Origin of the sequence: Pilimelia terevasa (assembly GCF_014647915.1) — a bacterium.
GTDB lineage: Bacteria > Actinomycetota > Actinomycetes > Mycobacteriales > Micromonosporaceae > Pilimelia > Pilimelia terevasa.
On record NZ_BMQC01000006.1, the window covers coordinates 178906 to 205071 of the forward strand.

Genomic DNA, 26166 nt, shown 5'->3' on the forward strand with positions numbered 1-26166 from the left:
GCCGCTCCCGCCCGGGGGAACCCGAGCCGCCTAGGAGGCACAACCCCATGACCAGTCCTTCCGTCGTCTCCGACCAGCCGGCGGTCGACCACCGCGACCCCGAGGTCCGCCTGCGCGCGCTCGTCGACCAGGGCACGCTGCGGCTGGCCGTCCCCGCCGACGACTCCGGGGTCCTGTGGGCGCGGGGCGAGATCGAGGGGACCGCCGTCGTCGCGTTCGCCACCGACGCCACCCGGATGGGCGGCGCGATGGGCCTGGAGGGCTGCCGGCACGTCGTGGACGCCATCGACGCCGCCGTCCGGGACCGCGTGCCGGTCGTCGGGCTGTGGCACTCCGGCGGCGCGCGGCTGGCCGAGGGCGTGGTGGCGCTCGACGGCGTGGGGCAGGTCTTCGCGGCGATGGTCCGGGCCTCGGGCCGGGTACCGCAGATCTCGGTCGTCCTCGGCCCCGCCGCCGGCGGCGCCGCCTACGGCCCCGCCCTCACCGATGTCGTGATCATGAGTGACACCGGCCGGATCTTCGTCACCGGCCCCGAGGTCGTCCGCAGCGTCACCGGCGAGCAGGTCGACATGGCCCGCCTGGGCGGCCCCGAGCCGCACGGCCGGCGCTCCGGCGTCGTCCACATCACCACCAAGGACGACGCGACCGCCCTGGAGAAGGCCCGCGACGTCGCCGCGCTGCTGGGCAGCCAGGGCCGGATCAGCCCGAGCGACGCCGCCGACGGCGAGGGCCACGACCTGGCCGCGCTGATGCCGGCCGAGGCCGCGCGGGCGTACGACGTCAAGCCCGTCGTCAAGGCCCTGCTCGACGCCCCCGGCGTCGAGCTGCACGCCAAGTGGGCGCCCAACGTCGTCACCACGCTCGGCCGGTTCGCCGGCCGCACCGTCGGCGTCATCGCCAACAACCCGCTGCGGCTCGGCGGCTGCCTGGACGCCTCCAGCGCCGAGAAGGCCGCCCGGTTCGTGCGGATGTGCGACGCGCTCGGCGTACCGCTGATCGTGCTGGTCGACGTCCCCGGCTACCTGCCCGGCCTCGGCCAGGAGTGGGACGGCGTCGTCCGGCGCGGCGCCAAGCTGCTCCACGCGTTCAGCGAGGCCGTCGTACCCCGGGTGACGCTGGTGACCCGCAAGGCGTACGGCGGCGCGTACATCGCCATGAACTCCCGCTCCCTGGGCGCGACCGCCGTGTTCGCCTGGCCGCACGCCGAGGTGGCCGTGATGGGCGCGTCGGCGGCGGTCAACATCCTGTTCCGCAAGAAGCTGGCGGCCACGCCGGTCGAGGAGCGGGAGGCGATGCGGGCCAAGCTGATCGAGCGCCAGACCGAGAGCGCGGGCGGCGTCAACCGGGCGCTGGAGATCGGCGTGGTCGACGAGGTGATCGCGCCCGGCGACACGCGGCGGCGGATCGCCGAGGCGCTCGCGGCGGCGCCGGCCGCCCGCGGCGCCCACGGCAACATCCCGCTGTAGCGGGTGCGGCCGGCCGGCCTGGCGCCGGGGTCGGGCGCGGGTACTAAGGTGGCGCGGGTGGAAGCCACCGAGATCCGCAAACTGGCCGCCCTGGAGGACACCCACTGGTGGTACCGGGAGCGCCGCGCCCTGCTGGCCCGCGCCCTGCGCCGCCTCTCCCGGTCCGGTGTCCGGCCCGGCCGCGCGCTCGACATCGGCGCGGCCGGCGGCGGCAACACCCGGGTGCTGCGCCGGCACGGCTGGCAGCCGGCGGCGCTGGAGTACAGCGTGGACGGTGCGCAGGTCGCCCGCGAGCGCGGCCTGGCCGTCCTGCGGGCGGACGCCCGCCGGCTCCCGGTCCGCTCCGCGAGCCTGGACCTGGTGACGGCCTTCGACATCCTGGAGCACTTCGACGAGGACCACCTGGCCGCGGGCGAGATCCTGCGGGTCCTGCGGCCGGGCGGTACGGCGCTGGTGGCGGTGCCGTGCGACATGCGGCTGTGGTCGGCGCACGACGTCGCCGTGGGGCACGTGCGGCGGTACGACCGGGCGGGCCTGCGGGCCGTCGTGGAGAAGGCCGGGCTGGTCGTGGACGAGCTGTGGAGCTGGAACGTCCTGCTGCGGCCGGTGGCCGCCTGGCGGCGGCGCACCTCCACCGGCAGCGACCTGGACGAGCTGCCGGCGCTGGTGAACTGGGGGCTCACCGGCGTCATCACCGCCGAGCGGTACCTGCCGGTGCGCGGCCTGCCGGGCGTCTCCCTGATGCTGCGCGCCCACCGACCGGCGCGGTGAACCCCACCGGCGCTATGAACCCAGGCGGCGCCGTGCACCCGCGCGGCGCGGTGCACGCACGCCGCGCGGCGCGGCGATCGCCCCGGGTGGTGACCTCGCCCGTCCGGGTCTTCAGCGCGCGGTGATGTCCAGCGGGAGGCGGCCGCCGCGCGGCAGCGTGACCGGCGTGGCGTCCGCGAACAAGGCGGCGCGGTCGTACCACCCGTCGGTCAGCTCCGGCCCGTTGCCGACGACGGTGACCCACCGGAGCCGGGCGTCGCCGCCGCCGAGCGCCCACACGTCGTAGCGCGGTTCGTCGGCGTCGGTGTTGGAGATGCCGAGCCGGGCGCCGGTGCCGGCGTCGAAGACCTCGATGAACCGCAGGTTCTCCCCCGGCCCGACGGGCGCGAACCGGCCCCGGATGTGTACGCCCGGGACGGCGCGCAGCGCCACCTCGGCGGTCTCGCCGGCCGTGACCTGGACGCCGGTGGCGGTCTCCGACGTGGCCGCGCCGCCGGCCCACTGGTGGGCGAAGCCGGTCCCGGACAGCCGCAGCGCCCAGTCGTACGGGCCGAGCCCGGGATAGGTGAACTTCCCGGCCGCGTCGGCGGCGACCCCGTCGGCAGCGTCCCAGGCGTACTCGGTGCGCAGGTGCACCCATGCCGGCACGTCGGCGCCCGCGGGGGTGCTGACCGCGCCGTGCACGGCGCCGGCCGGGTCCAACCGTACCGGCGGCGCGGCCGTGGTGGTACCGGCGGCGACGGTGACCTGGGCGGCGAGGTGTTCGCGCCCGGTACCACCGGCCGGGCCGACCCACTGGCGACCGAGCGGGCTGCCGGCCGGCGGCGTGGCGAACAGCCGGTAGGTGCCCGGCGGTACCGGCGGGGTCTCGGCGGCTCCCGCGGCGTCGGTGTCGCCCCAGCTCACGTGCCCCTGCGCGCCGGTGTGGGCGAAGGCTTCGACCGTGGCGTCGGGGACCGCGGCACCGGCGGGGTCGGTGACGGCGGCCGTGATCACGCCGCCGCGGCCGAGCGCGACGGCGACCGGGGTCGCGGAGTCGGCCGCGACGACGATCTGCGCCGCGGCGCCCACGTAGTACCGGTGGGGCGCGGTCCAGACGGCGACGGTGACGGTGCCGGCCGGGATGTTGTCGACGGTCGCGGAGCCGCCGGTGCCGCAGACGGAGGCGACCTGGGCGGTCGGCAGCAGCGGCTGGGCGCACACGCCGTCGAGGGCAACGCCGGTCGCCGCGTCGGTCGCCGTGGCGACGATGCTGCCGGTGCCGGCGCGGCGGCCGGTGGCGGGGACGGCCAGCCGGGCGGCCCGCGGGGTGCCGACCACGGCGGCGGCCGCGGCCGGAGACCGGTCGGCGGCCGCGGACCGGGCCACCGGCGCGGGCGACGACCCACCCGCGGCTGACGCCGGGGCCGCGCCGGGCAGCACGCCCGGGCCGACCGACAACACCGCGGCGACCACGGAGGCGACAACCCGCACCCCGACCGGACCCGACCTGGCCGAACGCGACTCCGCCGCACCCCACCCGGCCGTCGCCGTCCTCCACGCGACGGATCCGCGCACCTCGCCCCCCAGCGATCGACCCAACTCGATCGCCGTACGGTACCGGTGCCGGCCCGCCAGCGGAACTGGCAAGGTCATCTCAGGCGGTACACGGCGATCTTCCCGTTGTCGAAACGCCGCTCCGCGAGGGTGTCCAGCAGGGGCGACTCGGCGCCCGCGGCCCGGTCCGCCACCAGCCAGCGGACGCCGTGGCGGTCCCGCAGCGCGGCCAGGTCCGCGGCGGTCGGGGCGCGGAAGGCGGCCTCGTTGGCGGCGAACAGATCCTGGTCCCAGAAAGGACCGAACGGACTTATCCCCAGGGTGACGGCGCGCGGGGCGAACGCCCAGCCCTCCAGCAGGACGGTGCGCTCGGCGTAGGCGCTGAGCCAGAACGACCGCGAGTCGCACCAGCCCTCGACCACGGCCAGGCAGTGGGCGTTCGTGGCGACGATGTCCGGCGGCGCGCTGTGGGCGTGTACGTAGCGGGCGGCCTGCACCCGGGAGCGCGGCATCGTGACGTTGTGGTTGGCGCCGCCGTTGGGCTCGGCGCGGTTGGCCAGCGCGTCCATGACCAGGCCCGGGGCCCCGGCCACGAGGACGCAGGCCAGCGCCGCCGCGCCGCCGCGCCCGCGCAGCCGCGCGCCGGCCGGGGTCCGGCCGGCCAGCCGCCAGGCCAGCCCGCCGAGCAGCAGGAGGCCGGCGAGCGCCCCCGCCCAGCGCAGCAGCGGCAGGACGGCGTCGTGGGGCACGTCGTGGTCGCGCGCCGCCGGGCCGTAGCGCACCTGGACGGCGACGAGCGCGCCGCCCAGCAGCAGGGCGCCGCCCAGCAGCGCCGCCCCGGCCCGGCGGCCGACCCGGGCGCGGGCGCAGACCTCGACGAAGCCCCACGCCGAGGCCAGCACCCCGAAGGCGAAGGCGGCGCGGACGAAGTACTGGTTGCTGCTGCCCGGGTGCCCCAGCGCCAGGTACAGCGCCGGCCCGGCCAGCGCCCCGCCGAGCAGGAACGCCTCGGCGCCGTCCACCCGCAGCCGGCGCCGCCACAGCAGCGCCCCCACGCCGACCAGCCGCACCTGCATGTTGAGCAGGAACGCGAGGACCACCGCCGGCCACGCCCAGGCGACCCCGGGCGTGGCGTAGGGGGCCAGGCCGGAGAACGGCTGGACGGCGACGCCGTGCCGCTCGAACGCGAACAGCACGACGGTGGCGAAGCCCTGGGCGGCCAGGGCCAGGGCCAGCACGCCCAGCGCCGGCCACACCGGCCGGCGGCGGCGCAGCAGCACGACCAGCAGGGCGAAGCCGGCCGCCCCGGCGAAGACCGGGATGGAGCTGGCCTTGGCGCCGGTGGAGGCCAGCAGCAGCGCCGCCATCAGCAGCCACCCGCCCGGCCCGATCGGCGGCGGCGGCGCGGGCGGCTCACCCGCGGCGGTCCCCCGCGGTGCGGCGCCCGCCGGCCGGGGTCCGGCATCCGCCGGCCCGCGCGGGGCGGGGGCGAGGCGGTCGGCCGCCAGGGCGATCAGCGGCAGGAGCAGCACCCAGCTGTACGTCATCGAGGGGCTGCCCCAGACGATGAACGCGGTCTGCGTGCCGAAGAGCTGCCGGACGCCGTTCTCGAACCCGAACTCCCCGACGGTGAACATCAGCGCCGCGGCGACCGCCCCGACCGCCGGCCGCCGGCTGACCCGCCAGCCGGTGACGCCGACGGCCAGGACGCAGAGGGCGCACAGGGCCGGTACCGCGAGCCGGAAGAAGACCAGCGGCAGGTCCACCCCGCTCACGAGGCTGGCCGCCGCCATGTGCGCGAACCCGAACCAGTGGTAGTGCAGCGCCTCCCCGGCGACCTGCGGCACGTCCAGCGGGAACCGGTGCGTCGCCTCCCCGGCCAGCGAGAGCTGGAAGGCCAGGTCGATGTACTGCTGCTGCCCCTCCCCGGTCGGCAGCACCGGGTTGCGCCACAGGAACGCCTCGGCCAGGTACCAGGTGAAGCCCACGACGACGGCCGCCAGCGCCCACGACCAGGCCGGCGGGGTCGGCCGGTACCCGAGCACCCACCAGTGGCGACGCAGCCGCGGTACCGCGGCGAAGACGGCGAGCACGGCCGCCGGCCACAGCCAGAGCCAGCGCGGGACCCCCGCGGCGGCGAAGACCGCCCACGCGCCCAGTTCGAGAACCAGGCCGGTGACGGCGCCGTAGGTCAGGTCCTCGACCAGCGTGTGGGGGCGGGAGCGCACGGCCCGGTACACCAGGGTGCCGGGCAGGACGACGGCGAGCGCGGCGTACGCGGCGTAGGCGGCGAGCGCCCGCAGGGGCGTGTCGGCGGAGACGAGGAAGGCCGCGACGGCGGCGGCACCGACCACGGCGGGCGCGAACCGCACCACGATCCGGTTGACCATTCGCGGCACGCTACCAGTGCCCGCGGGGCCCGGCTGCCCCCGTTCGCCGCGGGTCCGGCCTCAGCCGCAGGTGCTGCGGGGCAGCCCCGGCACGGCCACGGGCGCGCGGCCCGGTGCCGCGGCCGCGCCGACCAGGACGGCGGCGGCGGCGTCCATCGCCGCGGCGGTGGTCGAGTAGGTCGCCAGCAGGACCGGCGAGCGGGCGGCCGCCAGTACGTAGGGAGTGTCGGTGGCCACGGTCACCGCGGCGTCGGCGCGCAGGTCCGCGGCGTCGTCGCCCTGCCCGACGACGTGGACCGGCACGCCGCCGGCCGGTACGACGGCCACGCCCCGCGCTGCGAGGCCGGCCCGCAGCCGCGCCGCCGCGGGCGCCTGGTCGGCCGCGGCGGTCACCGTGACCGGGCCGGCCAGCAGCGGCGGGCCGCCGCACCGGCCGCGCAGCACCGTCGCGGCCGCGGCCGCGACGGCCGCCGCGGCGTGCTGGTGGGCGGCGCCGCGCAGGGTGGACAGCGCCGGCTGCCGGACCGCCGCCCACCGCTGCTTGAGCCGCAGCAGGCGGGCCACCGACGCCACCAGCCGGTCGCGCGGCAGCCGCCCGTCCCGCACGGCCGCCACGAGTCCGGCGTGGACCGCGGGCAGGTCGGGCGGCATCAGCAGCAGGTCGTTGCCGGCCAGCAGGGCGCGCAGGGCGGCCTCGGCCGGCGGCCACCGGCGGGCGGGCGCCATGTTGAGGGCGTCGGTGACGACGACGCCGTCGTAGCCGAGCTGCTCGCGCAGCAGCCCGGTGACGACCGGGCGGGAGAACGCGGCGGGCGTGCCCGGGTCCACCGCGCGCAGGTCCAGGTGGCCGGTCATGACCAGGCCCGCGCCCGCGGCGATGCCGGCGCGGAACGGCGGCAGGTCGCCGGAGCGCAGGGCGGGCAGCGACCGGTCGAGCCGGGGCAGGTCGGCGTGGCTGTCGACGACCGTCTGGCCGTGACCCGGGAAGTGCTTGAGGGTCGCGGCGACCCCGGCTCCCCGCAGGCCGCCGACGGCCGCCGCGACCTGCCCGCCGACCGCCTCGGGGGTACTGCCGTAGGAGCGCGAGCCGATGACCCCGCCGGGCGCGGCGGCGTGCACGTCGGCGACGGGCGCGAAGGCGACGTTGACCCCCATCGCGGCGAGTTCGGCACCGGCGGCGCGCCACGCGGCGCGGGTCGCGGCGGGGCGGGCGGCGGCGCCGAAGGCCATGGCCGAGGGCAGGGCCGTCACGCCGGTGCGGATCCGGGCGACGGTGCCGTACTCCTGGTCGGTGCCCACCAGCAGCGGTACCCCGGCGGGCAGCGCCCGGGCGGCGCGCTGGAGGCCGTCGGTCAGGCGGCGCACCTGCGCGGGGTCGTCGACGTTGCTGGTGGGCTGGCTCGCGGCGGTCGGGTCGTCGGCGGACTGTCCGGTCAGGATCAGGCCGCCCAGCCGGTACCGGGCGATCATGTCGGCGGCGGTGTCGACACCGGCGGACGCGCGGTTGGCGGCAACCGAGCCGGGGCTGACCGCGGTGGCGTCGGCGCCGTACGCGAACGGCATCAGCACCTGGCCGACCAGGTCCTCGTCGGCGAGCGCGGCCGCGGCCCGCGCGGCGGCGTCGCCCGGGGCCGCCGGGGCGGCCGGGGTGCCGGCGGGCGGCGCCGCAGGGCCGCCGCAGCCGCCCAGCAGCGCCACGGCGAGGAGGGCGGCGCCGGCTACCCATCGCCCGGAAATGTCCACCTTGCAATGAGAACAGGACGGGCGAAGTTAGGCAAATGGGCTAAGTGTCTGGTTTGCCCTGTCGCTTCCCGGACGGTGTCAGCCGACCTGGGTCAGCAGGGTGACCGGGGCGCCGTCGCCGGCATAGCGGTACGGTTCGAGTTCGTGGTCCCAGGCCGCCCCGAGCGCCCGCTCCAGCGCGTGGGCCAGCGCCTCGGGACCCCGGGCGGACCGCATGATCTCGCGTAGCTGGTGTTCGCCGAGCTGGACGTCCCCGGCCGCCCCGGCGGGGGCGTGGAACAGGCCGCGGTTGGGCACGTGCATGAACCGCTCCCCGTCGCAGCCGGGACTGGGCTCCTCGCTCACCTCGAACCGCAGCATCGACCACTGCCGCAGTGCGTGCGCGAGCTGCGCGCCGGTACCGGGCCGGCCGCTCCAGTCGCACTCCGCCCGGTGGGCGCCGGGGTCGACCGGCTGGGGCGTCCAGTGCAGCCGGACGGGCGTTTCCAGCACACGCGCGATCGCCCACTCGACATGCGGCCGGACGGCGGCGGGTGTCGAGTGCACGTAGACGACGCCACGAGTGGACACTGCTGACCTCCTGGGACCGAGGTACGTCTTCCCCTACGACCTCGGATCCCCGGCGCCAGCCCGGCGTGCCGCACGCACAGCGGGTCGATGGCGGTGCTATGAAAGTGGTGTGGCCCGTGCAGTGGTCGGTCCGCGGCGAGTGGTGTCGTCGGGACCGCCGGTGCCCGGTCACGCGTTCCTGTGGTGGCTTGCCCCTCCGCGCGCCCGCCGCGGGACGCGCTCGTCGTGTGCCGGCGCCGCCGCGCGGACCCGGCCGCCGGAAACCCCCTCGACCCCTGCCCGCGCCGCGACTCCCGGAAGCGACGCCGCGTCCTGCCTGCGCCGCGATTCCCGAATGCGCCGAACGTGTCAGTCACCCCCATGATGCCGGGAAGGGCCCGCGCAGCGCCAGCGATCGGCAAAACTGGCCGCCGCCGGCCGCGCACCCCCGGTCGTGTACGCTGCTCTCCGGTCACCGCGTGCCGCGAGCCCGCACCGCGTGCCGCGCGCCCGGCGCCCGCCGGCCGCCCGGCACCCGCCCGCGCCGCGCCTGACCGCACCGACCGCCGGTGACGGCCGCGCAAGACCCGCACGCATCCGACCCGCAAGTCCCTAGGAGTGCCTCCCGTGGCGAGCAACACGTCGAAGACCGCCCGCGCATCCGTCCGCGCCGGCCAGGCCGGCCAGGGTGGCGCACTGAGCGTGCTCGGTGAGTTCAAGTACCTGATCCCGCTCAACGGCGGCAAGCACGCCTACGTGCGGAACCTGACCAACGGCAAGACGACCCACCTGAGCACCAGCTCGGAGGCGTTCGTCGAGGAGATCCGGGTGCTCACCGCCGCCGGTCACGGCACCAAGATCCGCGCCGAACTGGCGGCGCTGGCCGAGGCGAACCCGGCCGACGACTGGACGGGCATCGAGGCCCGGCTCGCCGAGGCCGGCGTCTTCGAGGGCTGACCGACCGCCGCGACACCACGCACGGCGACACCACTCCCGCCCGGTCTGCGACCGGGCGGGAGTTTCGCGTGACCGGGAACCTCGGCGCATTCACCCGTTCGGGTGAGCGGTTGCCTCGCGGCCGGAGGTGCTTTCCGGCGGATCGCCCGATTAAGGAAACGTTCAGTTCCCGTTAGCGTGGGCGATAATAGTTACCCATCGGTACCCCCGGTGGGACCCAGCGTCCGTGGAGGTTGGGAGATGACGACTCTGCCGGAGCCCTCGGGCCTGCCACTGCCGCAGCCCACCGGGCAGCACAGCGTGCGCCTCGCCGACGGCGTCCGGCTGCACGTCGAGTCGTACGGCCCCCGCCGCGCCCCCATCACCGTCGTGTTCCTGCACGGCTGGACGCTGGACCGCCGCATCTGGCACCGGCAGATCACCGCCCTGACCCGGCAGGCCGGCGGCCCGCGGGTCGTGGCCTACGACGCCCGCGGCCACGGCCGGTCCTCCGCGACCCACCGCCTGGCGGCCACCCTCCCCCAGCTCGGGGACGACCTGGCCGCGGTCCTCGCCCACGTCGAGGGGCCGGTGGTCCTGGTGGGCCACTCGCTCGGCGGGATGACGATCATGGAGTACGCCGCCGCGCACGCCGCCGCCTTCGCGGCCAGGGTCAGGGGCGTCGTGATGGTCTCGACGACCGCCGAGGGCCACACCCACACCGGGTACGGGCTGCCGCACCCGCTGTCGCGGATCGTCCGGGTGCTGGAGCTGTCCGGCTCCTACGTGATGGCCCGCTGCGGCGACGTCCGGCCGCACCGCCCGCTGATGGCCGCGATCCGGCCGGCGATCCGCTGGCTCATGTTCGGCGAGCGGTGCGACAACGACGACCTCCAACTCACCTGCGCGGCGGTGGCGGGGTCCAGCCTGCGCTCGATCGGCGGCTTCCGGGAGTCCGCCGGCACCCAGCAGCGGCTGGAGACCCTGCGCGGCCTGCCGCACCTGCCCTCGGCGGTGCTGGTCGGCGAGCAGGACCGGATCACCCCGCTGCCCTGCGCCCAGGGCATCGCCGACGCGCTCGGCGGCGACGCCGGCCTGCACGTGTGCGCCGACGCCGGCCACATGCTCATGCTGGAGCGCCCCACCGAGGTCACGGCCGCCGTCGCGGGCGTCCTCGCCGCCGCCGGCAGCCGCCGCCTGCGCCGCGCCGCCTGAGGCGCGGCCGGGGCCGATGCGGAGCGCGCAGCTCGGGTAAATTCGGTACCTCGCCCCTTCCGCCCACCGCCGAGGATGTGTCGTGGACCAGATTCAGGCGTGGCTCACCGCGCTGCCCCCCGGGGGCCTGTACGCGATCGTCGGACTGATTATCGGCATCGAGAGCATGGGCATCCCCCTCCCTGGCGAGATCGCGCTGGTGAGCGCCTCCCTGCTGGCGGCGACCGGAGCCGTCGACCCCTGGTGGGTGGCCGGCGCAGCGGCGACCGGCGCGATCGTCGGCGACTCCATCGGGTACGCGATCGGGCGCCGCGGCGGGCGGGCGCTGCTGGTGCGGCTCGGGCGGCGGTTCCCCAAGCACCTCGGCCCCCGGCACCTGGCGGCCGCCGAGCGGATGTTCGGCCGGTGGGGCGTGTGGGCGGTCTTCTTCGGCCGGTTCGTGGCGCTGCTGCGCATCCTGGCGGGGCCGCTGGCGGGGGCGCTGCACGTGCCGTACCGCAAGTTCCTGCTGGCCAACGCCGGCGGCGGTCTGCTGTGGTCGTTCGGGACGGTGTTCGCGCTGTACTCCCTCGGCCAGGTCGCCGAGCGCTGGCTCAAGGGCTTCTCGTGGGTCGGTCTGGTCGTCGCCGTCCTCGCCGGGCTCGGCAGCACCATCTGGCTCAAGCGCCGCGCCCGCCGCACGCTCGACGGCGGCGACGCGGCCGGGGACGCCGCCCCCGACCGGGTCGCCGCCGCGCCCCGCGACTGACCCGGGGCGGACACGCGGCCCGCTCCCGGGCGGGGGCCAGTACTCTCACCGAATGCCCGCGACTCCAGGAGAGCGATGAGCGACGCCGCGCCGCAGCCCGCCGACCGCGTACTCGCCCGCGAACTGGCCGCCGAGCAGGACCACCTCGACCGCGTGTACGCCCGGCTGGGGCAGTTGCGCCACCGCGCCGCCGAGACCGAGCGGGACGGGTACTCGCTGGCCCGGGTCGGCAACTTCGGCGCGCTCGTGGAGCGCGACGCGATGGTCTTCCACGCCGCCCAGCGCCGTTACGTACTGGACGCCGAGCACGAGGGCCTGGTCTTCGGCCGCCTCGACCGGCGCGACGGGCAGGTCCACCACGTCGGCCGGCTCGGCGTCCGGGGGGAGGCCAGCGAACCCCTGGTGGTCGACTGGCGGGCGCCCGCGGCCGCGGCCTTCTACCAGGCCACGGCCGCCGACCCGCAGGGTGTCGTCCGGCGCCGGATGATCCAGTCCAGCGGCGAGACCGTCACCGGCCTCTCCGACGACCTGCTCGACCCGGCCGCCGCCCCGCCGGACATGGCCCTGGTCGGCGACGGCGCGCTGCTGGCCTCGCTGTCGCGCACCACCACCCGCGGGATGCGCGACATCGTCGCCACCATCCAGCGGGAGCAGGACGAGGCGATCCGGTCGCCGGCCGGGGGCGTGACGATCGTCTCAGGCGGCCCGGGTACCGGCAAGACGGCCGTCGCCCTGCACCGCGCCGCCTACCTGCTGTACGCCGACCGCAGCCGGTTCGCCGGCAGCGGGATCCTCGTGGTCGGCCCGTCCCCGGTGTTCGTGGAGTACATCAGCGCCGTCCTGCCCTCGCTCGGCGAGGACGCGGCCACGCTGCGCTCGCTGGGCTCGCTGGTGGCGCGCCTGTCCCCCACCGAGCGGGTCGACCCGCCGGCCCTGGCCTCGCTCAAGGGGTCGCTGCGGATGCGCACCGTCCTGGAGCGGGCCGCCCGGGCCGCGGTGCCGGGCGGGCCGGAGGAGTTCCGGCTCGCGTACCGCGGCGGCCTGCTCACCCTGGACCGCGACGCCCTGGACAAGGCCCGCGTCGGGGCGCTGCCGCGCGGCGCCCGCCGCAACGAGGTCCGCCGGGCGGGCTTCGACAACATCTTCACCGCGCTCTGGCGCCAGGCCCCCCAGCAGCTCCGGGGCCGGCTGCCGGACCGGCCCCGGTTCGAGGAGGAACTGAGCGAGCACCCGGCGTTCCGGGACTTCCTGCGCGCCTGGTGGCCGCAGCTCACCCCGCTGCGGGTGCTGAGCTGGTGCGCCGACGAGCGCCGGTTGCGGCGCTGGGGACGCGACGTGCTGTCCGGCGCCGAGGTGGGCGCCCTGGCCGGGTCGTTCGCGGCCCTGCTCGACGTCGGGCCGACCGTCGCCGACATCGCGCTGCTGGACGAGCTGGACGCCCTGCTCGGCCGGCCCCGGCGGCGGTCGAGGCGGGTCCGCGACAGCTTCGAGATCGCGCCCGGGGTGCACGAGGTCAGCACCTTCGCCGACCGGCAGCGGGCCGCCCGCGCCCAGGCCGTCCAGCGGCCCGACGACTACCGGGACTACGCCCACATCGTCGTCGACGAGGCCCAGGACGTCACGCCCATGCAGTGGCGGATGCTCGGGCGGCGCGGCCGGCACGCCTCCTGGACCGTCGTCGGCGACCCGGCGCAGAGCGCGTGGACGGGCGACCCGGCGGAGCTGGCGCGCGCCCGCGACGACGCGCTCGGCCGCCGCCGCCGCGAGACGTACACGCTGTCGACCAACTACCGGAACTCGGCGGAGATCTTCGAGGTGGCGGCCGGCGTGATCCGCCGGGTGCAGCCGGACCTGCGGCTGCCGGTGGCGGTCCGCTCGACCGGCGTCGCGCCGCGGCACGTCGCGGTCGACTCCCCCGACGGCCTGGCCGACGCCGCCCGCGCGGCCGTGGCGGCGGTCCTGCGCGAGGTGGAGGGCACCGTCGGCGTCATCACCGCGCTCGGGCGCCGGGACGCGGCCGCGGGCTGGCTCGCGGAGGCGGGGCACGGCGAGCGCCTCCAGGTGGTGACGAGCCTGGAGGCCAAGGGTATGGAGTACGACGGGGTGGTCCTGGTCGAGCCGGCCGAGATCCTGGGCGAGGCGGCCTCGGGGGCCCGGACGCTGTACGTCGCGCTCTCCCGGGCCACCCAGCGCCTGACGACCGTGAGCTACGACACGTCGTGGCGCGCGGACGCATGAGGTCCCCGACATATGTCAAAGTGACTATATAATTCCCGGGTCGCGGCCGCCTGCCGATGGAGGAGAGATGGGCGCAGGACACGACCACGGGGCGGACGCACTCCGCACGGGGCAGCAGCACCTGGGGCGGCTGATCGCCGCCATCGCCATGCTCGCCGCGTTGACCGTGGCCGAGGTGGTGATCGCGTACTCGTCCGGCTCGCTCGCGCTGCTGTCCGAGGCCGGTCACCTGTTCACCGACGTACTCGGGATGTGCATGGCGCTCGCCGCGCTGATCGCCGTCCGGCAGAGCGGCAAGCACGAGCGGGCCAACCCCCAGCGCACCTTCGGCCTGTACCGGCTGGAGGTCCTCACGGCGCTGGCCAACGCGGTCCTGCTCTCCGGCGTGGCCGTCTTCGTCATGGTCAAGGCCGCCCAGCGGCTGACCGCGCCGCCGGAGATCGAGGCGGGGCCGGTGATGATCGTGGCCGGCGCGGCCGTGCTCGTCAACGTCGTCGCGTTCCTGCTGCTCCAGGCCGGCGCCAAGGAGAACCTCAACCTGCACGGCGCCGCGCTGGAGGTGCTCAGCGACCTGTTCGGGGCCGCGGGCGTCCTGGCCGCGGGGACCGTCATCCACTTCACCGGCTGGCACTACGCCGACCCGATCGCGGCGCTGGCCGTCGGCGTGTTCATCCTGCCGCGGACGTTCAAGCTGGCCCGCAAGGCGGTGCGGATCCTGATCCAGACGGCGCCCCACCACATCGACGTGGTGGACGTGGAGCGCGCGCTGCGCGCGGTCCGCGGGGTGGCCGACGTCCACGACCTGCACGTCTGGACACTGGCCTCGGGGATGGACGTGGCCTCGGCGCACCTGCTGCTGGAGTCCGACGCCGACGTCGCCCCGGTGCTGCACGAGGCCCAGGAGATGCTGCACGACAAGTTCCACATCACCCACCCGACGCTCCAGGTGGAGCCGGCCCGGTCGCATCCGGTCTGCCACGCCCCGTCCTGGTAGCGGGTCAGGGGGTGAGCGCGGGCTCCGGGGCGCCGAACAGGCCGTGCAGGCCGGTCACCCACAGGGTGCGGTGGACGTTCGGGGAGGGCTCGGCGACCACGAGCGCGGTACCGCTCACGCCGGCCGCCTGGAAGCAGGCCACCAGGGCGCTGATCCCGACGGAGTCGATGAAGGTGACCGCCCGCATGTTGAGGGCGATCCGGGGTGGCTGCTCGGTGTGCAGGATCTGGGTCACGGCGTCGGAGATCTCGTGGGCCGTCTCGATGTCGATCTCGCCGCCGAACGCGATCTCGACCGTGCCGTCGGGATGTCGCCGTACTTCTGCCGTCAAGCTCACGCCTGCCTCCTGTGCCGCCGGTCGCCCGGGCGTCAGGGCCGGCGCGCGCCCCGGGGGCGGGGTCCGCGCACCGGAGCCGATCCGTTGCCAACGTGGGGCGATACCCGAGGCCGTCGCACGGCAAACCGCCCCCACCATCATGCCGGGTAGGACGCGGCCCGGCCCCGTGCGGTTCCCGGCCCGGGTGCGGGTCACGGGCGGCCCTCAGCCGGCGGCGCGGGCCGCGGCGCGCGCCTGGATGGCGTCGCGCCGCTCGGTGAACCGGCTGGCGTTCTGGTCGAGGGTCGCCAGGAAGGCGGCCAGTTCCTCGCGGGCCCGCTCGCCGTCGCCGGACAGGCCGGTCCGCTCCATCACGCGCAGCTTGCGCAGTACGGGCGCGATCACCTCGTCGTGGTGGATCCGCAGGTCGTAGATCCCCGCCATGGCGATCTGCACGGACTTGCGCCCGAAGTTCTCGATGCCGTGGCCGGGCATCTGGAAGCTGCTCACCACGTCGGCGATGGCCCGCATGGTCTGGTTGGGCGCCAGCTCGAAGGCGGCCTGGAGCAGGTTGCGGTAGAAGACCATGTGCAGGTTCTCGTCGGTGGCGATCTTGCCCAGCAGCATGTCGCAGACCGGGTCCTCGCTGACCCGGCCGGTGTTGCGGTGGGCGACGCGGGTGGCCAGTTCCTGGAACGAGACGTACGCCACCGAGCCGAGCATGTTCATCGTCTGGTCGCTGGTGAACCCGCTGGCCATGTGCACCATGCGCGCCCGCTCCAGCGCCACCGGGTCGACCGCCCGGGTGGTGAGCAGGTAGTCGCGGATGGCGATGCCGTGGCGGCCCTCCTCGGCGGTCCACCGGTGCACCCAGGTGCCCCAGGCGCCGTCGCGGCCGAACAGCGCCGCGATCTCGTGGTGGTAGCTGGGCAGGTTGTCCTCCGTGAGGAGGTTGACGATCAGCGAGGTGCGGGCGACCTCGGAGAGCTTGGACTGGCCCGGCTCCCACGGCGTGCCGTTGAGCGGGCCGTCGAAGTCGGTGCCCTCGCTCCACGGGACGAACTCGTGCGGGAACCACTCCTTGGCCAGGGACAGGTGGCGGTTGAGGTTGGTCTCCACCACGCTCTCCAGCTCCCGCAGCAGGTCGGTGGGGGTGGGCTCCGGCTTGGTCATCAACGCTCCAGGGAGGTTAGGTGCTCGGTGTCCTAGGTGGCGGTCCCGCCGGTCGGCGCCGCGGAGACCCCACGGTCGCGGACCCGCTGACGGTCCCGAAACTCTACGGTCCCCAAACTTGTGGTCCCCGAACTTACGGTCCCGAAACCTACGGTACCGTAACCTACGATACCGTAGGTCCAACCCCGCGCATCCTCCCTCTCAGGGTCCACACCTTCTGTAGCCTGAAGTCGCTCATGTCCGACCGTTCCGCGTCGAGGTAGACGGAGAGCGGCGAACGAGCCGTAGAGGACCAGGTCGCACGGGGGCGCCATGAATCCGACGTTCTACCCGCTGCTCGACGCGCTGCGTCGCACGGGCGTCGATCCGGCTGCCATCGACCAGGCCGTCAAGGAGGTCGAGCGCAGCGGCCGGACGATCCGCGACGTCCTGATCAACGACCACGTCGTCACCGAGACCGAGCTGACCAAGGCCGCCGCGGAGGCGTTCGGGTTCGCCCACGCCGAGATCATCGACTTCGACATCGACGACGAGACCCTGTCGAAGGTCCCGCTGTCGGTGGTGCTGCGGCACCGGGTCATCGGCCTGGCCATCACCAACAACGAACTCACCCTCGGCATCACCGACCCCGCCGACGTCATGGCGATCGACGACGTCCGCGCCGCGACCGGCATGGTCATCCGGCCGATCGTCGTGCCGCGCAGCGAGGTCCGCAAGGTCATCGAGAAGCTCCAGCGCGAGGGCGCCGACATCGGCGCCTTCACCTTCGACGACGACGAGGAGGAGAGCAGCGAGCAGCTCGTCCAGACCGAGGAGGACGCGCCGGTCGTCCGGTACGTCAACTCGCTGATCGAGCAGGCCATCCAGAACCGGGCCTCGGACCTGCACCTGGAGCCGACCGAGCACGAGATGCGCGTCCGGTACCGGATCGACGGCGTCCTCAAGGAGCTGGACACCGTCCCCCGCAACGTCCAGGCGTCGCTGATCTCCCGCATCAAGATCATGTCGAACATCGACATCACCGAGCGCCGGGTGCCGCAGAACGGCCGCGTCACCGTCAAGATCGGCCGCCGCTCGGTGGACCTGCGGGCCGCCACGCTGCCGACGGTGTTCGGCGAGAAGGTCGTCCTGCGGGTGCTCGACACCGGCGGCGTGGAGCTGGACATCAACAAGCTCGGCTTCAGCGAGCACAACTTCGACCGGTACGGCCGGGCGTTCGCCAAGCCGCACGGCATGACCCTGGTCACCGGACCGACGGGCTCCGGCAAGTCGACCACGCTCTACGCGACCCTGATGGCGATCAGCGAGCCGTCGATCAACATCATCACCGTGGAGGACCCGGTCGAGTACCGGCTGCCCGGCATCAACCAGGTGCAGGTCAACCACAAGGCCGGCATGACGTTCGCCAAGGTGCTGCCGGCGATCCTGCGCTCGGACCCGGACGTGGTCCTGATCGGCGAGATCCGCGACGCCGACACCGCCCAGCTCGCGGTCGAGGCCGCGCTCACCGGCCACCTCGTGCTGTCCACCCTGCACACCAACGACGCCCCCGGCGCCATCACCCGGCTGATCGAGATGGGCATCGAGCCGTTCCTGGTCGGCTCCTCGGTCGACTGCGTGCTCGCCCAGCGGCTGGCCCGCAAGCTGTGCGACTGGTGCAAGAAGGAGTACGCGCCCAGCGACGAGGACCTGGCCGCGCTGGACTGGCCGCTGGAGCTGCTGCCGCGCCCGGAGACCCTGTGGCGCCCGGGGGCCTGCAAGTCCTGCTCGGCCACCGGGTACCGGGGCCGGATGGCGCTGCACGAGGTCATGCCGGTCAGCCAGGAGATCGAGTCGCTGGCCGTCCGGCGCGCGTCGGCCAGCGAGATTCGCGAGGTGGCGCTGGCACAGGGCCTGCGGACGCTGCGAGTGGACGGGCTGGCCAAGTCGGCGGCGGGCGTGACCTCGCCGCAGGAGGTGCTGCGGGTCGCCATCTGACCTGCGGTACGTCTGAAATTTCATAGTAAATCCCCTCCGGGGAGGCCGATCGGACACCGTTCCTCAGGTGGCCGGCCACCCGGTCGATCCAGAGGGGTGACCGGTCCGCCCGCCCCACCCGGGCGCGGACGGATCCGGTGGGGGCACGGGAGACCGACAGGAGCACTGCTGGCATGGCATCGCACGCGCTGCACGACACGCTGGTGTACCCGCCGATGAGCGGCGACCGTTCCTACCTGCACCGGATGCTGGTCGACCTCGTCCGGCTGCGGGGCTCGGACCTGCACCTGTCCGCCGGGGCCCCGCCGACGATGCGGCTGCACGGCGGACTGACGGCGATGCCCGGCTACGACCGGCTCAGCCAGGCCGACACCGCCATGCTGGTCCGCGCGGCCTGCGACGACGAGCAGATCGTCCGGTTCGAGCGCGAGCACGAGATCGACTTCTCGATGAGCCTCGACGACGTCTCACGGTTCCGCGTCAACGCCTACATGCAGCGCGGCTCCTGCGGCGCCGCGTTCCGGGCCATCCCCCACGAGATCCGGCCGCTGGAGGACCTGGGGGTACCCGACACCGTGAACCGGTTCGCCCGCCTCACCCGCGGCCTCGTCCTCGTCACCGGGCCCACCGGCTCGGGCAAGTCGACCACGCTGGCCGCCCTGCTCGACCTCGCCAACCGCACCCGGTCCGGCCACATCATCACCATCGAGGACCCGATCGAGTACCTGCACCCGCACAAGCGCTGCCTGGTCAACCAGCGGGAGGTCGGCACGGACACCGACTCGTTCGCCGCAGCCCTGCGGCACGCCCTGCGCCAGGACCCCGACATCATCCTCGTCGGCGAGCTGCGGGACCTGGAGACGACGGCGACCGCGCTGACCGCCGCCGAGACCGGCCACCTCGTGCTCGGCACCCTGCACACCCAGAGCGCGGTGCAGACCATCGACCGGATCATCGACATGTATCCGCCGCACCAGCAGAGCCAGGTGCGCTCCCAGCTCTCGGTGACCCTGCAGGGCGTGGTCAGCCAGGCCCTGTGCAAGTCCGCCGACGGCGAGAGCCGGGTCGTGGTCACCGAGGTGATGTCGACGACCCCCGCCGTCCGCGCCCTGATCCGCGAGGGCAAGACGGTGCAGATCCCGTCGTTCATGCAGTCCGGCACGGGCGAGGGGATGCTCTCGTTCGACCAGCACCTGGCCGAGCGGCTGGCCAACCAGCGGATCAACTACCAGGACGCGATCACCCTCGCCCACTCACCCGACGACTTCCGACGACTCACTGGACGGGCCTGACCATGGCGGCGAACACGCGTACGCGGACCTACGCCTACGAGGCGGTCGACACCAAGGGCAACCGCAGCAAGGGCCAGGTCGACGCGCTCAGCGAGGCCGCCGCGGCCTCGATCCTGCGCCAGCGCGGCGACATGCCGCTGGTCATCGAGGCCACCGGCAGCGGCAAGGGCATGCGCCGCGAGATCAAGATGCCCGGCGGCGGCAAGCGGGTCACGCTCAAGGACCTGTCGATCTTCTCCCGCCAGTTCGCCACGCTGGTCTCCTCCGGCATGTCGCTGCTGCGCGCCCTGGGCGTCCTGGCCGACCAGACCGTCAACCCCGCCCTCAAGCAGGCCGTGACGGACGTGCGGATCGACGTCGAGGGCGGCAGCGCACTGTCCGAGGCGCTGGGCCGGCACCGCAAGATCTTCCCGAAGCTGATGGTGTCGCTGGTGACCGCGGGCGAGGCCGGCGGCTTCCTGGACCGCGCGCTGGCCGACATCGCCGCCAACTTCGAGAAGGACTCCGAGCTGCGCGGAAAGATCAAGGCCGCGCTGACGTACCCGGCGATCGTGCTGGCGTTCAGCTTCGTCCTCATCGGCGCGGTCCTGATCTTCATCGTGCCGATCTTCGAGGACATGTTCGCCCAGCTCGGCGGCGAGCTGCCCCTGATCACCCAGCTCATCGTGACGGCCAGCCACAACATGGTGTGGGCCGGGCCGCTGTTCGTCACGGTGGTGGTCGGCGGCACGCTGCTGTTCCGCCGCCGGCTGGAGTCCAGCGAGTCGCTGCGGCTGTCCTTCGACCGGTTCAAGCTCAAGATGCCGGTCTTCGGCAGGCTACTGCAGAAGCTGGCGATGGCGCGGTTCGCCCGCAACCTGGCCACGCTGCTGCACTCCGGGGTCCCGGTCCTCAACGCACTGTCCGTGGTGGGCGGCACCACCGGCAACCAGGTGATCACCGACGCGATGGCCGACCTCCAGGGCGCGATCCGCGAGGGGCGGCCCATGTCGGCGCCCATGTACGACCACTGGATCTTCCCGCCCATGGTCACCCAGATGGTCGAGGTGGGCGAGGAGACGGGCGAGATCAGTCAGATGCTGGACAAGATCGCCGACTTCTACGACCGGGAGGTCGACAGCGCCACGGAGTCCCTGACCGCCTCCATCGAGCCGATCATGGTGCTCGTCATGGGGGTCCTGGTCGGCGGAATGATCATCTGCCTGTACCTGCCGATGTTCACGATCTACCAGAACATCCAGCAGTAATCCGCGTCAGTCTTCGTCACCGAGAGAGGAAACAACCATGCAGCACCTGCTCCGCAGCCTGCGAGCGCGGCGCGACCGCGGGGACGCCGGCTTCACTCTGATCGAGCTTCTCGTCGTCGTCGTCATCATCGGCGTGCTCGTCGCCATCGCCGTACCGACCTACCTGTCCTACCGCGAGGGGGCGGCCGACAAGGCCGCGCAGTCCGACGTCCGCAGCGGCATCTCGGCGATCGAGGCGCACTACACCAACAACGGCAACCAGTACCCGGGTGCCCCGGCAGCGGCGGCCGAGACGACCGTCTCGACCAACAACACCCTGACCGTCGACACGATGAGCATCCGAGTGTCGGAGAACGTGACGGTGACGTACACGCTGGCGGCCGGTGCGGCCACGTACACGCTGTGCGCGGTGAACGCCAACGGCACCGCGGCGTACACGTTCTCCAGCCAGACTGGCGGCGCGCCGACCAAGAAGACGACGGCGCCGGTCAAGACCTGCTGACGACGAGGCCCGCGGGCGGAGGTGGATCATGACGTGGGTGCTGTACCTAGGCATCGGGGCGCTGGGGCTCGCGGTGGGCTCCTTCCTCAACGTCGTGATCCACCGTGTCCCGCGGGGCGAGTCCGTCGTCCGGCCCGGGTCGCGCTGCCCGCGCTGCGCGCACGCCATCGCCGCCCGGCACAACGTGCCGGTGGTCTCGTGGCTGCTGCTGCGCGGGCGGTGCGCCCACTGCCGGGAGCCGGTCAGCGTCCGGTACCCGCTGGTGGAGGCCGGCACCGCGGCGCTGTTCGTCGCGGTGACGGCCCGCTTCGGGGTCGACCCGGCCCTGCCGGCGTACCTGTACCTGGCCGCCGTCGCCGTCGCCCTGGCGATGATCGACGTGGACGTCAAGCGGCTGCCGAACGTGATCGTCCTACCCTCGTACGGCGTCGGCGTCCTCCTGCTGCTCCCGGCGGTGCTCGTCGGCGGCGACTGGTCGGCGCTGGTCCGCGGGCTGCTCGGGATGACCGTCCTGTTCGCCCTCTACTTCACCCTGACGCTGGTCCACCCCGCCGGGATGGGCTTCGGGGACGTCAAGCTCGCCGGCCTGCTCGGCCTGTACCTGGGCTGGCTGAGCTGGTCGTCGGTGTGGGTGGGGACGCTGGCGGGCTTCCTGCTCGGCAGCGTCGTCGGCGTCGCGCTGCTGGCCAGCGGCCGGGCCGACCGCAAGACCGCCCTGCCGTTCGGGCCGGCGATGCTGGCCGGCGCGTTCCTGGCGGTGTTCGTCGCCGCACCCGTCACCCACTGGTACGCCTCGCTGCTCACCGCGGGCGCCTGACCTCCCGAAAGGAGAAACGCATGGCCACCGACATGCCCGTCGGACTGGACATCGGCGCGATGTCCGTCCGTGGCGTCGAGACCGGGCGCGGCCGCGACGGCTTCGTCATCTCCCACTTCGGGCAGGTGCCGCTGGCCCACGGGGTGGTGCGGGCCGGCGTGATCCAGGACCAGCCCATGGTCACGGCCGCGCTGAAGAAGCTGTGGTCGCAGGCGAAGTTCAAGACCAAGGAGGTCGTCCTCGGGGTGAGCAACCCGCAGGTGGTCGTCCGGGAGATGTCCGTGACGAACCTGCCGCCGCGGGAGCTGAAGCGCTCGCTGCCGTTCCAGGTCCGCGACTCGCTGCCGCTGCCGGTGGAGCGCTCGCTGCTGGACTTCTACCCGCTGGAGGACCCCGGCGACCACAAGACGGTCCGCGGCCTGCTCATCGCCGCCCCCAAGGACGCGGTCCTGACCGCCGTCCGGGTGGCCGAGAAGGCCGGGCTGCTGGTGACGAAGGTCGACCTCGCCTCGTTCGCACTGGTCCGGGCCGCGGCCCGCCTCGACTCGTACGCCGAGGCGCTGGTGGACATCGGCGCCCAGTCCACGACCGTCGTCGTGCACGTGGACGGGGAGCCGCGGATCGTCCGCACCGTCCCGCGCGGCGGCGCCGAGATCACCGAGTCGATCGCCAACCGGTTCGGGGTGTCGGTCGACGAGGCCGAGGCGCTCAAGTGCCGGATCGGGCTGCAACTGCACGAGGGGCCCGAGGTCGCCGAGCTGATCCGCGACAGCCTCCGGCCGCTGATCAACGAGATCCGCAGCTCCTTCACCTACCTGTCCTCCGGCTCGCAGTCCACCGACGTGCGCCGGGTCTCGCTGTCCGGGGGCGGCGCCAACCTCGCCGGCCTCGCCGAGATGCTGCGGGTACAGCTGGAGATGGAGGTCATCCTCGCCGACCCGGTGATGCGTCTGCACCGGCCCGGCCGCGGCCGCCACGACCAGATGGACCGCGTTCGCTCGTCCGCCGCCGTCTCGATCGGCCTGAGCCTGGGAGCTGCTGCCTGATGTCCTCGACCAACGTGGCCCGGGGTGCGGCGTCCGGCCGGCTCACCGGTCCGATGCGGATCCCGCCGATCTCCGCCGACCTGCTGCCGGACGAGATCCGCGACGCGCGCGCCAACCGGCGCCGCCGCCGCCAGGCGATCGCGGGACTGGTCGGCGCCGCCGTGCTGGTCGGCTCCGCCTGGGCCGGCGTGCTGGCGCTGTCGACCGCGGCGCGGATGCAGCAGGAGCTGGTCGAGGCCGACGTCGCCGCGGTACAGCGCCAGCAGGGCGAGTTCGCCCCCCTGATCGAGACGCAGACCAAAGCGGCCGCGATCAACAAGCAGTTGGCGGCGCTGATGGCCGACGACGTGCGCTGGCAGCGGGTCCTGCGGGGAATCCAGCAGGCGGCGCCGTCCGCGGTGAAGGTCGGCAGCCTCAACGCGAACGTGACCGCGTTTGAGGGCGGGGCCGGCAGCGCCCCCGCGGCCGGCCCGCCGACGGTGAGCGCGCCCGGCGGCGGCGACCGGGTGATCGGCAAGATCACGCTGTCCGGGACCGCCACCCGCAAGACGGACGTGGCGCGGTTCCTGACCGACCTGGAGAACGTCAACGGGATCGACCGCCCCCTGCTCGACTCCTACACCGGCACCGCGTTCAACCTGCACATGGACCTGACCGCCGCGGCGCTCGGCGGCCGCTTCGGCACGCCGGCCCAGGGGGGCAACTGATGGAGAGCCGCACCGCCGACCGCACCTGGCTGCTCGTCGGCCTCGCCGGGATCGTGGCCATCCTCGGCCTCGGCTGGGTCCTGCTGGTCGGGCCGGCCACGAGCGCGCTGGCCGACCAGCGCGCCCAGACCGAGAACGCCGAACTGGACCTCGACCGCCAGCAGACCCGGCTGGCCCAGCTCAGGAGCCAGAACAACCAGCTCGCCCAGTTCCAGGCCGAGCTGGCGGGCGCCCAGGAGGCGCTGCCGGCCAACGCCGCGCAGCCGGAGTTCCTGCGGGCGCTCCAGAGCATGGGTACCGCCACCGGCGTCACCATCGACAACCTGGCCATCAGCGACCCGGCCCCGGCCAAGCAGCCGGGCGTGGTCACCCTGCCGATCACGATGTCGGTCACGGGGCCCACGGCCGACACCGAGGCGTTCCTCAACCGGCTCCAGGCCGCCGGTCGGGCCGTGCTCGTGGGCCAGGTCAACTCCACGGTCCAGGGCAGCCGGACCTCGATGACGCTGAGCCTTCAGGCATTCGTCTCGCAGGCGGGCGGCTGACGAACTTCTGCCGGCGCGCGGCGCCGGCACCCCGCCGGGACACGCGCCGCGCGCCCGGATCGGTGAGAATGGACCGAGTGTCCACCGTGGCCGCCCACCCGTCGTGGGGGGCCGCGGTGGCCCGTTCCCACCGAGAGGTACGCCGATGGCCAGCCCGTACGTCGCCACTGCCCTGCTCACCGCCCTGACCTGCGCCTCCTGCGCGGTGCCGACGGTCGGGGCGCGGCGTGCCCACACCATCCACGAAATCCAGGGCACCGGCGCGGTGTCGCCGGTGCAGGGCACCCAGGTGACCGTGACCGGCGTGGTCACCGCGGTCCGCGCCGCCAAGCCCGGCGGCTTCTGGATCCAGAGCGCCGCCCCGGACGCCGACGAGCGGACCAGCGAGGCCGTCTACGTCTTCACCAACACCCGGCCCGAGGTCACCTCCGGGGCGACCGTGGAGGTGACGGGCACCGTCAGCGAGTACCGGCCCGGCGGCGCCGAGAGCGGCGGCCTGTCCCGGACCGAGATCACCAAGCCGACCGTCCGGCAGACCGCCGCCGCCGGGCCGCTGCCCGCGCCGGTCGAGGTCACCGCCGCGGCGGTGCCGGCCGCGTACGCCGCCGACGGCGACCAGGAGGCGCGCGCGCTGACGCCGACCCGGTACGCGCTGGACCGGTACGAGTCGTGGGAGGGGATGCGGGTGCGGCTCCGGGACGCCCCGGTGGTCGGGCCGACGGCGCACCGGGAGACGTGGGTGACGGTCCGCCCGGCCGAGCACCGCACGCCGCGCGGCGGCACCCTCTACGGCGGGTACGACCAGCAGAACGCCGGCCGGCTCAAGATCGCGCCGCTGGCCGGGGAGGCGCCCGCCGGCAACGTCGGCGACGTGCTGACCGGCGAGACCGTCGGCGTCGTGGACTACGACCAGTACGGCGGGTACGGCGTCGCGGCCACCGCCGTGGGGGCCCTGCGCCCCGGCGGGCTGGCCCGGGAGACGGCGGCGGCGCCGGCCCCCGGGCAGCTCACGGTCGCCACGTACAACGTGGAGAACCTCGACCCGCGCGACCCCGCCACCAAGTTCAACCGGCTCGCCACCGGCATCGTCACCCACCTCCGGTCGCCGGACATCGTCGCGCTGGAGGAGGTCCAGGACGACAACGGCGCCGCCAACGACGCCGTGGTCAGCGCGGCCGAGACGTACCGGCGGCTGATCGCGGCCGTTACGGCGGCCGGTGGGCCGGCGTACGCCTACCGGCAGATCGACCCCGTCGACGACGCCGACGGCGGCGAGCCCGGCGGCAACATCCGGGTCGGCTTCCTCTACAACCCCGCCCGCGTCCGGCACGAGGACCGCGCCGGGGGCGGGCCGACCACCGCGGTCACGGTCGTCGCCGACGGCGGGGCGCGGCTCAGCCACTCCCCCGGCCGGGTGGCCCCGACGGACCCGGCCTGGGCGAACAGCCGCAAGCCGCTGGCCGCCGAGTTCACCTTCGGCGGGCGCCGGGTCATCGTGGTCGCCTGCCACTTCGCCTCCAAGGGCGGCGACCAGCCGCTGAGCGCGCGGGTCCAGCCGCCGGCGCGGCCCTCGGAGCAGCAGCGCGGCGCGCAGGCGGCCACCCTGCGCCGGTTCGTCGACAGCGTCCTGGCGGTGCCGGGCGACACGCGGCTCGCGGTCGTCGGCGACCTCAACGACTTCGCCTTCTCGCCGACGCTGGCGACCCTCACCGCCGGCGGCGCCCTGCGCAACCTCGCCGACACGCTGCCGGCGGCCGAGCGCTACACCTACGTGTACCAGGGCAACTCCCAGGCCCTCGACCACACGCTGATCGGCGCGGGCTGGGGCGCCGCCGCCTACGACATCGTGCACCTCAACGCCGAGTTCGTGGACCAGGCCAGCGACCACGACCCGCAGGTGGCCCGCCTGACGCCGTGACCGGCCGCGCACCGCGACCGTCCGCCGCCCGGTGCCGGGC

The 26166-nt window shown here is 74.5% G+C and carries 22 protein-coding genes; 16 read left to right on the forward strand and 6 right to left on the reverse strand.

The window, feature by feature from the left end; all coding sequences use genetic code 11:
* The first annotated feature begins 47 nt into the window (after positions 1 to 47).
* Both IEY75_RS10615 and IEY75_RS10620 read left to right on the forward strand, forming a co-directional pair.
* Positions 48 to 1466 (forward strand): acyl-CoA carboxylase subunit beta, encoded by a 1419-nt coding sequence (locus tag IEY75_RS10615; RefSeq protein ID WP_189114105.1) that lies wholly within the window; start codon positions 48 to 50, stop codon positions 1464 to 1466.
* Between the two features lie 57 nt (positions 1467 to 1523).
* On the forward strand, positions 1524 to 2237 hold the full coding sequence (locus IEY75_RS10620; protein ID WP_189114106.1) for a class I SAM-dependent methyltransferase: 714 nt from the start codon (positions 1524 to 1526) through the stop codon (positions 2235 to 2237).
* Positions 2238 to 2348: 111 nt separating this feature from the next.
* Here the strand turns inward: IEY75_RS10620 and IEY75_RS10625 are convergent, their stop codons facing one another.
* The 4 genes from IEY75_RS10625 to IEY75_RS10640 form a co-directional block, all read right to left on the reverse strand.
* Positions 2349 to 3710: an MSCRAMM family protein gene (locus IEY75_RS10625; protein ID WP_189114107.1), complete on the reverse strand. Its 1362-nt coding sequence runs from the start codon at positions 3708 to 3710 to the stop codon at positions 2349 to 2351.
* A 158-nt stretch (positions 3711 to 3868) separates the two neighbouring features.
* Positions 3869 to 6163 (reverse strand): LPXTG cell wall anchor domain-containing protein, encoded by a 2295-nt coding sequence (locus IEY75_RS10630; RefSeq protein WP_189114108.1) that lies wholly within the window; start codon positions 6161 to 6163, stop codon positions 3869 to 3871.
* A 60-nt stretch (positions 6164 to 6223) separates the two neighbouring features.
* The gene (locus tag IEY75_RS10635; RefSeq protein WP_189114109.1) at positions 6224 to 7906 is read right to left on the reverse strand and encodes a glycoside hydrolase family 3 N-terminal domain-containing protein; all 1683 of its coding nucleotides are present in this window, start codon (positions 7904 to 7906) and stop codon (positions 6224 to 6226) included.
* Positions 7907 to 7984: 78 nt separating this feature from the next.
* Positions 7985 to 8476 (reverse strand): DUF3145 domain-containing protein, encoded by a 492-nt coding sequence (locus IEY75_RS10640; protein WP_189114110.1) that lies wholly within the window; start codon positions 8474 to 8476, stop codon positions 7985 to 7987.
* Positions 8477 to 9082: 606 nt separating this feature from the next.
* Between IEY75_RS10640 and IEY75_RS10645 the strand changes: the two genes are divergently transcribed.
* The 5 genes from IEY75_RS10645 to IEY75_RS10665 all read left to right on the forward strand — a co-directional run bounded on the left by IEY75_RS10645 (position 9083) and on the right by IEY75_RS10665 (position 14586).
* A complete protein-coding gene (locus IEY75_RS10645; protein ID WP_189114111.1) occupies positions 9083 to 9412 on the forward strand; it encodes a hypothetical protein in 330 nt (109 codons plus the stop codon).
* Positions 9413 to 9652: 240 nt separating this feature from the next.
* Positions 9653 to 10606, forward strand: a complete 954-nt coding sequence (locus tag IEY75_RS10650) for an alpha/beta fold hydrolase (RefSeq protein WP_189114112.1) — start codon at positions 9653 to 9655, stop codon at positions 10604 to 10606.
* A gap of 82 nt (positions 10607 to 10688) precedes the next feature.
* Positions 10689 to 11354, forward strand: a complete 666-nt coding sequence (locus tag IEY75_RS10655) for a DedA family protein (protein ID WP_229789522.1) — start codon at positions 10689 to 10691, stop codon at positions 11352 to 11354.
* A gap of 75 nt (positions 11355 to 11429) precedes the next feature.
* Positions 11430 to 13592, forward strand: a complete 2163-nt coding sequence (locus tag IEY75_RS10660; RefSeq protein ID WP_189114113.1) for a HelD family protein — start codon at positions 11430 to 11432, stop codon at positions 13590 to 13592.
* Between the two features lie 67 nt (positions 13593 to 13659).
* A complete protein-coding gene (locus IEY75_RS10665) occupies positions 13660 to 14586 on the forward strand; it encodes a cation diffusion facilitator family transporter (RefSeq protein ID WP_189114114.1) in 927 nt (308 codons plus the stop codon).
* Positions 14587 to 14590: 4 nt separating this feature from the next.
* Here the strand turns inward: IEY75_RS10665 and IEY75_RS10670 are convergent, their stop codons facing one another.
* Together IEY75_RS10670 and IEY75_RS10675 are read right to left on the reverse strand one after the other, a co-directional pair.
* A complete protein-coding gene (locus IEY75_RS10670; protein WP_229789524.1) occupies positions 14591 to 14923 on the reverse strand; it encodes an STAS domain-containing protein in 333 nt (110 codons plus the stop codon).
* Positions 14924 to 15127: 204 nt separating this feature from the next.
* On the reverse strand, positions 15128 to 16075 hold the full coding sequence (locus IEY75_RS10675) for an acyl-ACP desaturase (RefSeq protein ID WP_189114115.1): 948 nt from the start codon (positions 16073 to 16075) through the stop codon (positions 15128 to 15130).
* 312 nt (positions 16076 to 16387) lie between these two features.
* On the opposite strand from IEY75_RS10675, the gene IEY75_RS10680 reads away from it, so the two are divergent.
* From IEY75_RS10680 to IEY75_RS10720, 9 genes are all read left to right on the forward strand, one after another.
* Positions 16388 to 18052 carry a GspE/PulE family protein gene (locus IEY75_RS10680; RefSeq protein ID WP_189114116.1) on the forward strand — a complete coding sequence of 555 codons (1665 nt, stop codon included), beginning with the start codon at positions 16388 to 16390 and terminating at the stop codon, positions 18050 to 18052.
* A gap of 173 nt (positions 18053 to 18225) precedes the next feature.
* Entirely contained in the window at positions 18226 to 19344 is a 1119-nt protein-coding gene (locus tag IEY75_RS10685; protein ID WP_308425699.1) for a type IV pilus twitching motility protein PilT, read from the forward strand.
* 2 nt (positions 19345 to 19346) lie between these two features.
* The gene (locus IEY75_RS10690; protein WP_189114117.1) at positions 19347 to 20591 is read left to right on the forward strand and encodes a type II secretion system F family protein; all 1245 of its coding nucleotides are present in this window, start codon (positions 19347 to 19349) and stop codon (positions 20589 to 20591) included.
* A gap of 37 nt (positions 20592 to 20628) precedes the next feature.
* Positions 20629 to 21093 (forward strand): prepilin-type N-terminal cleavage/methylation domain-containing protein, encoded by a 465-nt coding sequence (locus tag IEY75_RS10695; protein ID WP_189114118.1) that lies wholly within the window; start codon positions 20629 to 20631, stop codon positions 21091 to 21093.
* Positions 21094 to 21121: 28 nt separating this feature from the next.
* Positions 21122 to 21910, forward strand: a complete 789-nt coding sequence (locus IEY75_RS10700; RefSeq protein WP_189114119.1) for a prepilin peptidase — start codon at positions 21122 to 21124, stop codon at positions 21908 to 21910.
* Between the two features lie 20 nt (positions 21911 to 21930).
* Positions 21931 to 22956 carry a type IV pilus assembly protein PilM gene (pilM, locus tag IEY75_RS10705; protein ID WP_189114120.1) on the forward strand — a complete coding sequence of 342 codons (1026 nt, stop codon included), beginning with the start codon at positions 21931 to 21933 and terminating at the stop codon, positions 22954 to 22956.
* Positions 22956 to 23663 carry a PilN family protein gene (locus tag IEY75_RS10710; RefSeq protein WP_189114121.1) on the forward strand — a complete coding sequence of 236 codons (708 nt, stop codon included), beginning with the start codon at positions 22956 to 22958 and terminating at the stop codon, positions 23661 to 23663. The genes pilM and IEY75_RS10710 overlap by 1 nt, the downstream gene beginning before the upstream one ends.
* Positions 23663 to 24208 (forward strand): type IV pilus inner membrane component PilO, encoded by a 546-nt coding sequence (locus IEY75_RS10715; RefSeq protein ID WP_189114122.1) that lies wholly within the window; start codon positions 23663 to 23665, stop codon positions 24206 to 24208. The genes IEY75_RS10710 and IEY75_RS10715 overlap by 1 nt, the downstream gene beginning before the upstream one ends.
* Before the next feature lie 145 nt (positions 24209 to 24353).
* Positions 24354 to 26126 (forward strand): DUF8508 domain-containing protein, encoded by a 1773-nt coding sequence (locus tag IEY75_RS10720; protein WP_229789526.1) that lies wholly within the window; start codon positions 24354 to 24356, stop codon positions 26124 to 26126.
* Positions 26127 to 26166 lie beyond the last annotated feature (40 nt).

Bases quoted from the DNA above. Each gene is read 5' to 3' on its own strand.
- IEY75_RS10715 (WP_189114122.1), top strand. From the start codon at position 23,663: ATGGAGAGCCGCACCGCCGACCGCACCTGGCTGCTCGTCGGCCTCGCC.
- IEY75_RS10695 (WP_189114118.1), top strand. From the start codon at position 20,629: ATGCAGCACCTGCTCCGCAGCCTGCGAGCGCGGCGCGACCGCGGGGAC.
- pilM (WP_189114120.1), top strand. From the start codon at position 21,931: ATGGCCACCGACATGCCCGTCGGACTGGACATCGGCGCGATGTCCGTC.
- IEY75_RS10675 (WP_189114115.1), bottom strand. From the start codon at position 16,075: ATGACCAAGCCGGAGCCCACCCCCACCGACCTGCTGCGGGAGCTGGAG.
- IEY75_RS10680 (WP_189114116.1), top strand. From the start codon at position 16,388: ATGAATCCGACGTTCTACCCGCTGCTCGACGCGCTGCGTCGCACGGGC.
- IEY75_RS10700 (WP_189114119.1), top strand. From the start codon at position 21,122: ATGACGTGGGTGCTGTACCTAGGCATCGGGGCGCTGGGGCTCGCGGTG.
- IEY75_RS10630 (WP_189114108.1), bottom strand. From the start codon at position 6,163: ATGGTCAACCGGATCGTGGTGCGGTTCGCGCCCGCCGTGGTCGGTGCC.
- IEY75_RS10660 (WP_189114113.1), top strand. From the start codon at position 11,430: ATGAGCGACGCCGCGCCGCAGCCCGCCGACCGCGTACTCGCCCGCGAA.
- IEY75_RS10690 (WP_189114117.1), top strand. From the start codon at position 19,347: ATGGCGGCGAACACGCGTACGCGGACCTACGCCTACGAGGCGGTCGAC.
- IEY75_RS10710 (WP_189114121.1), top strand. From the start codon at position 22,956: ATGTCCTCGACCAACGTGGCCCGGGGTGCGGCGTCCGGCCGGCTCACC.
- IEY75_RS10720 (WP_229789526.1), top strand. From the start codon at position 24,354: ATGGCCAGCCCGTACGTCGCCACTGCCCTGCTCACCGCCCTGACCTGC.
- IEY75_RS10650 (WP_189114112.1), top strand. From the start codon at position 9,653: ATGACGACTCTGCCGGAGCCCTCGGGCCTGCCACTGCCGCAGCCCACC.
- IEY75_RS10615 (WP_189114105.1), top strand. From the start codon at position 48: ATGACCAGTCCTTCCGTCGTCTCCGACCAGCCGGCGGTCGACCACCGC.
- IEY75_RS10685 (WP_308425699.1), top strand. From the start codon at position 18,226: ATGGCATCGCACGCGCTGCACGACACGCTGGTGTACCCGCCGATGAGC.
- IEY75_RS10665 (WP_189114114.1), top strand. From the start codon at position 13,660: ATGGGCGCAGGACACGACCACGGGGCGGACGCACTCCGCACGGGGCAG.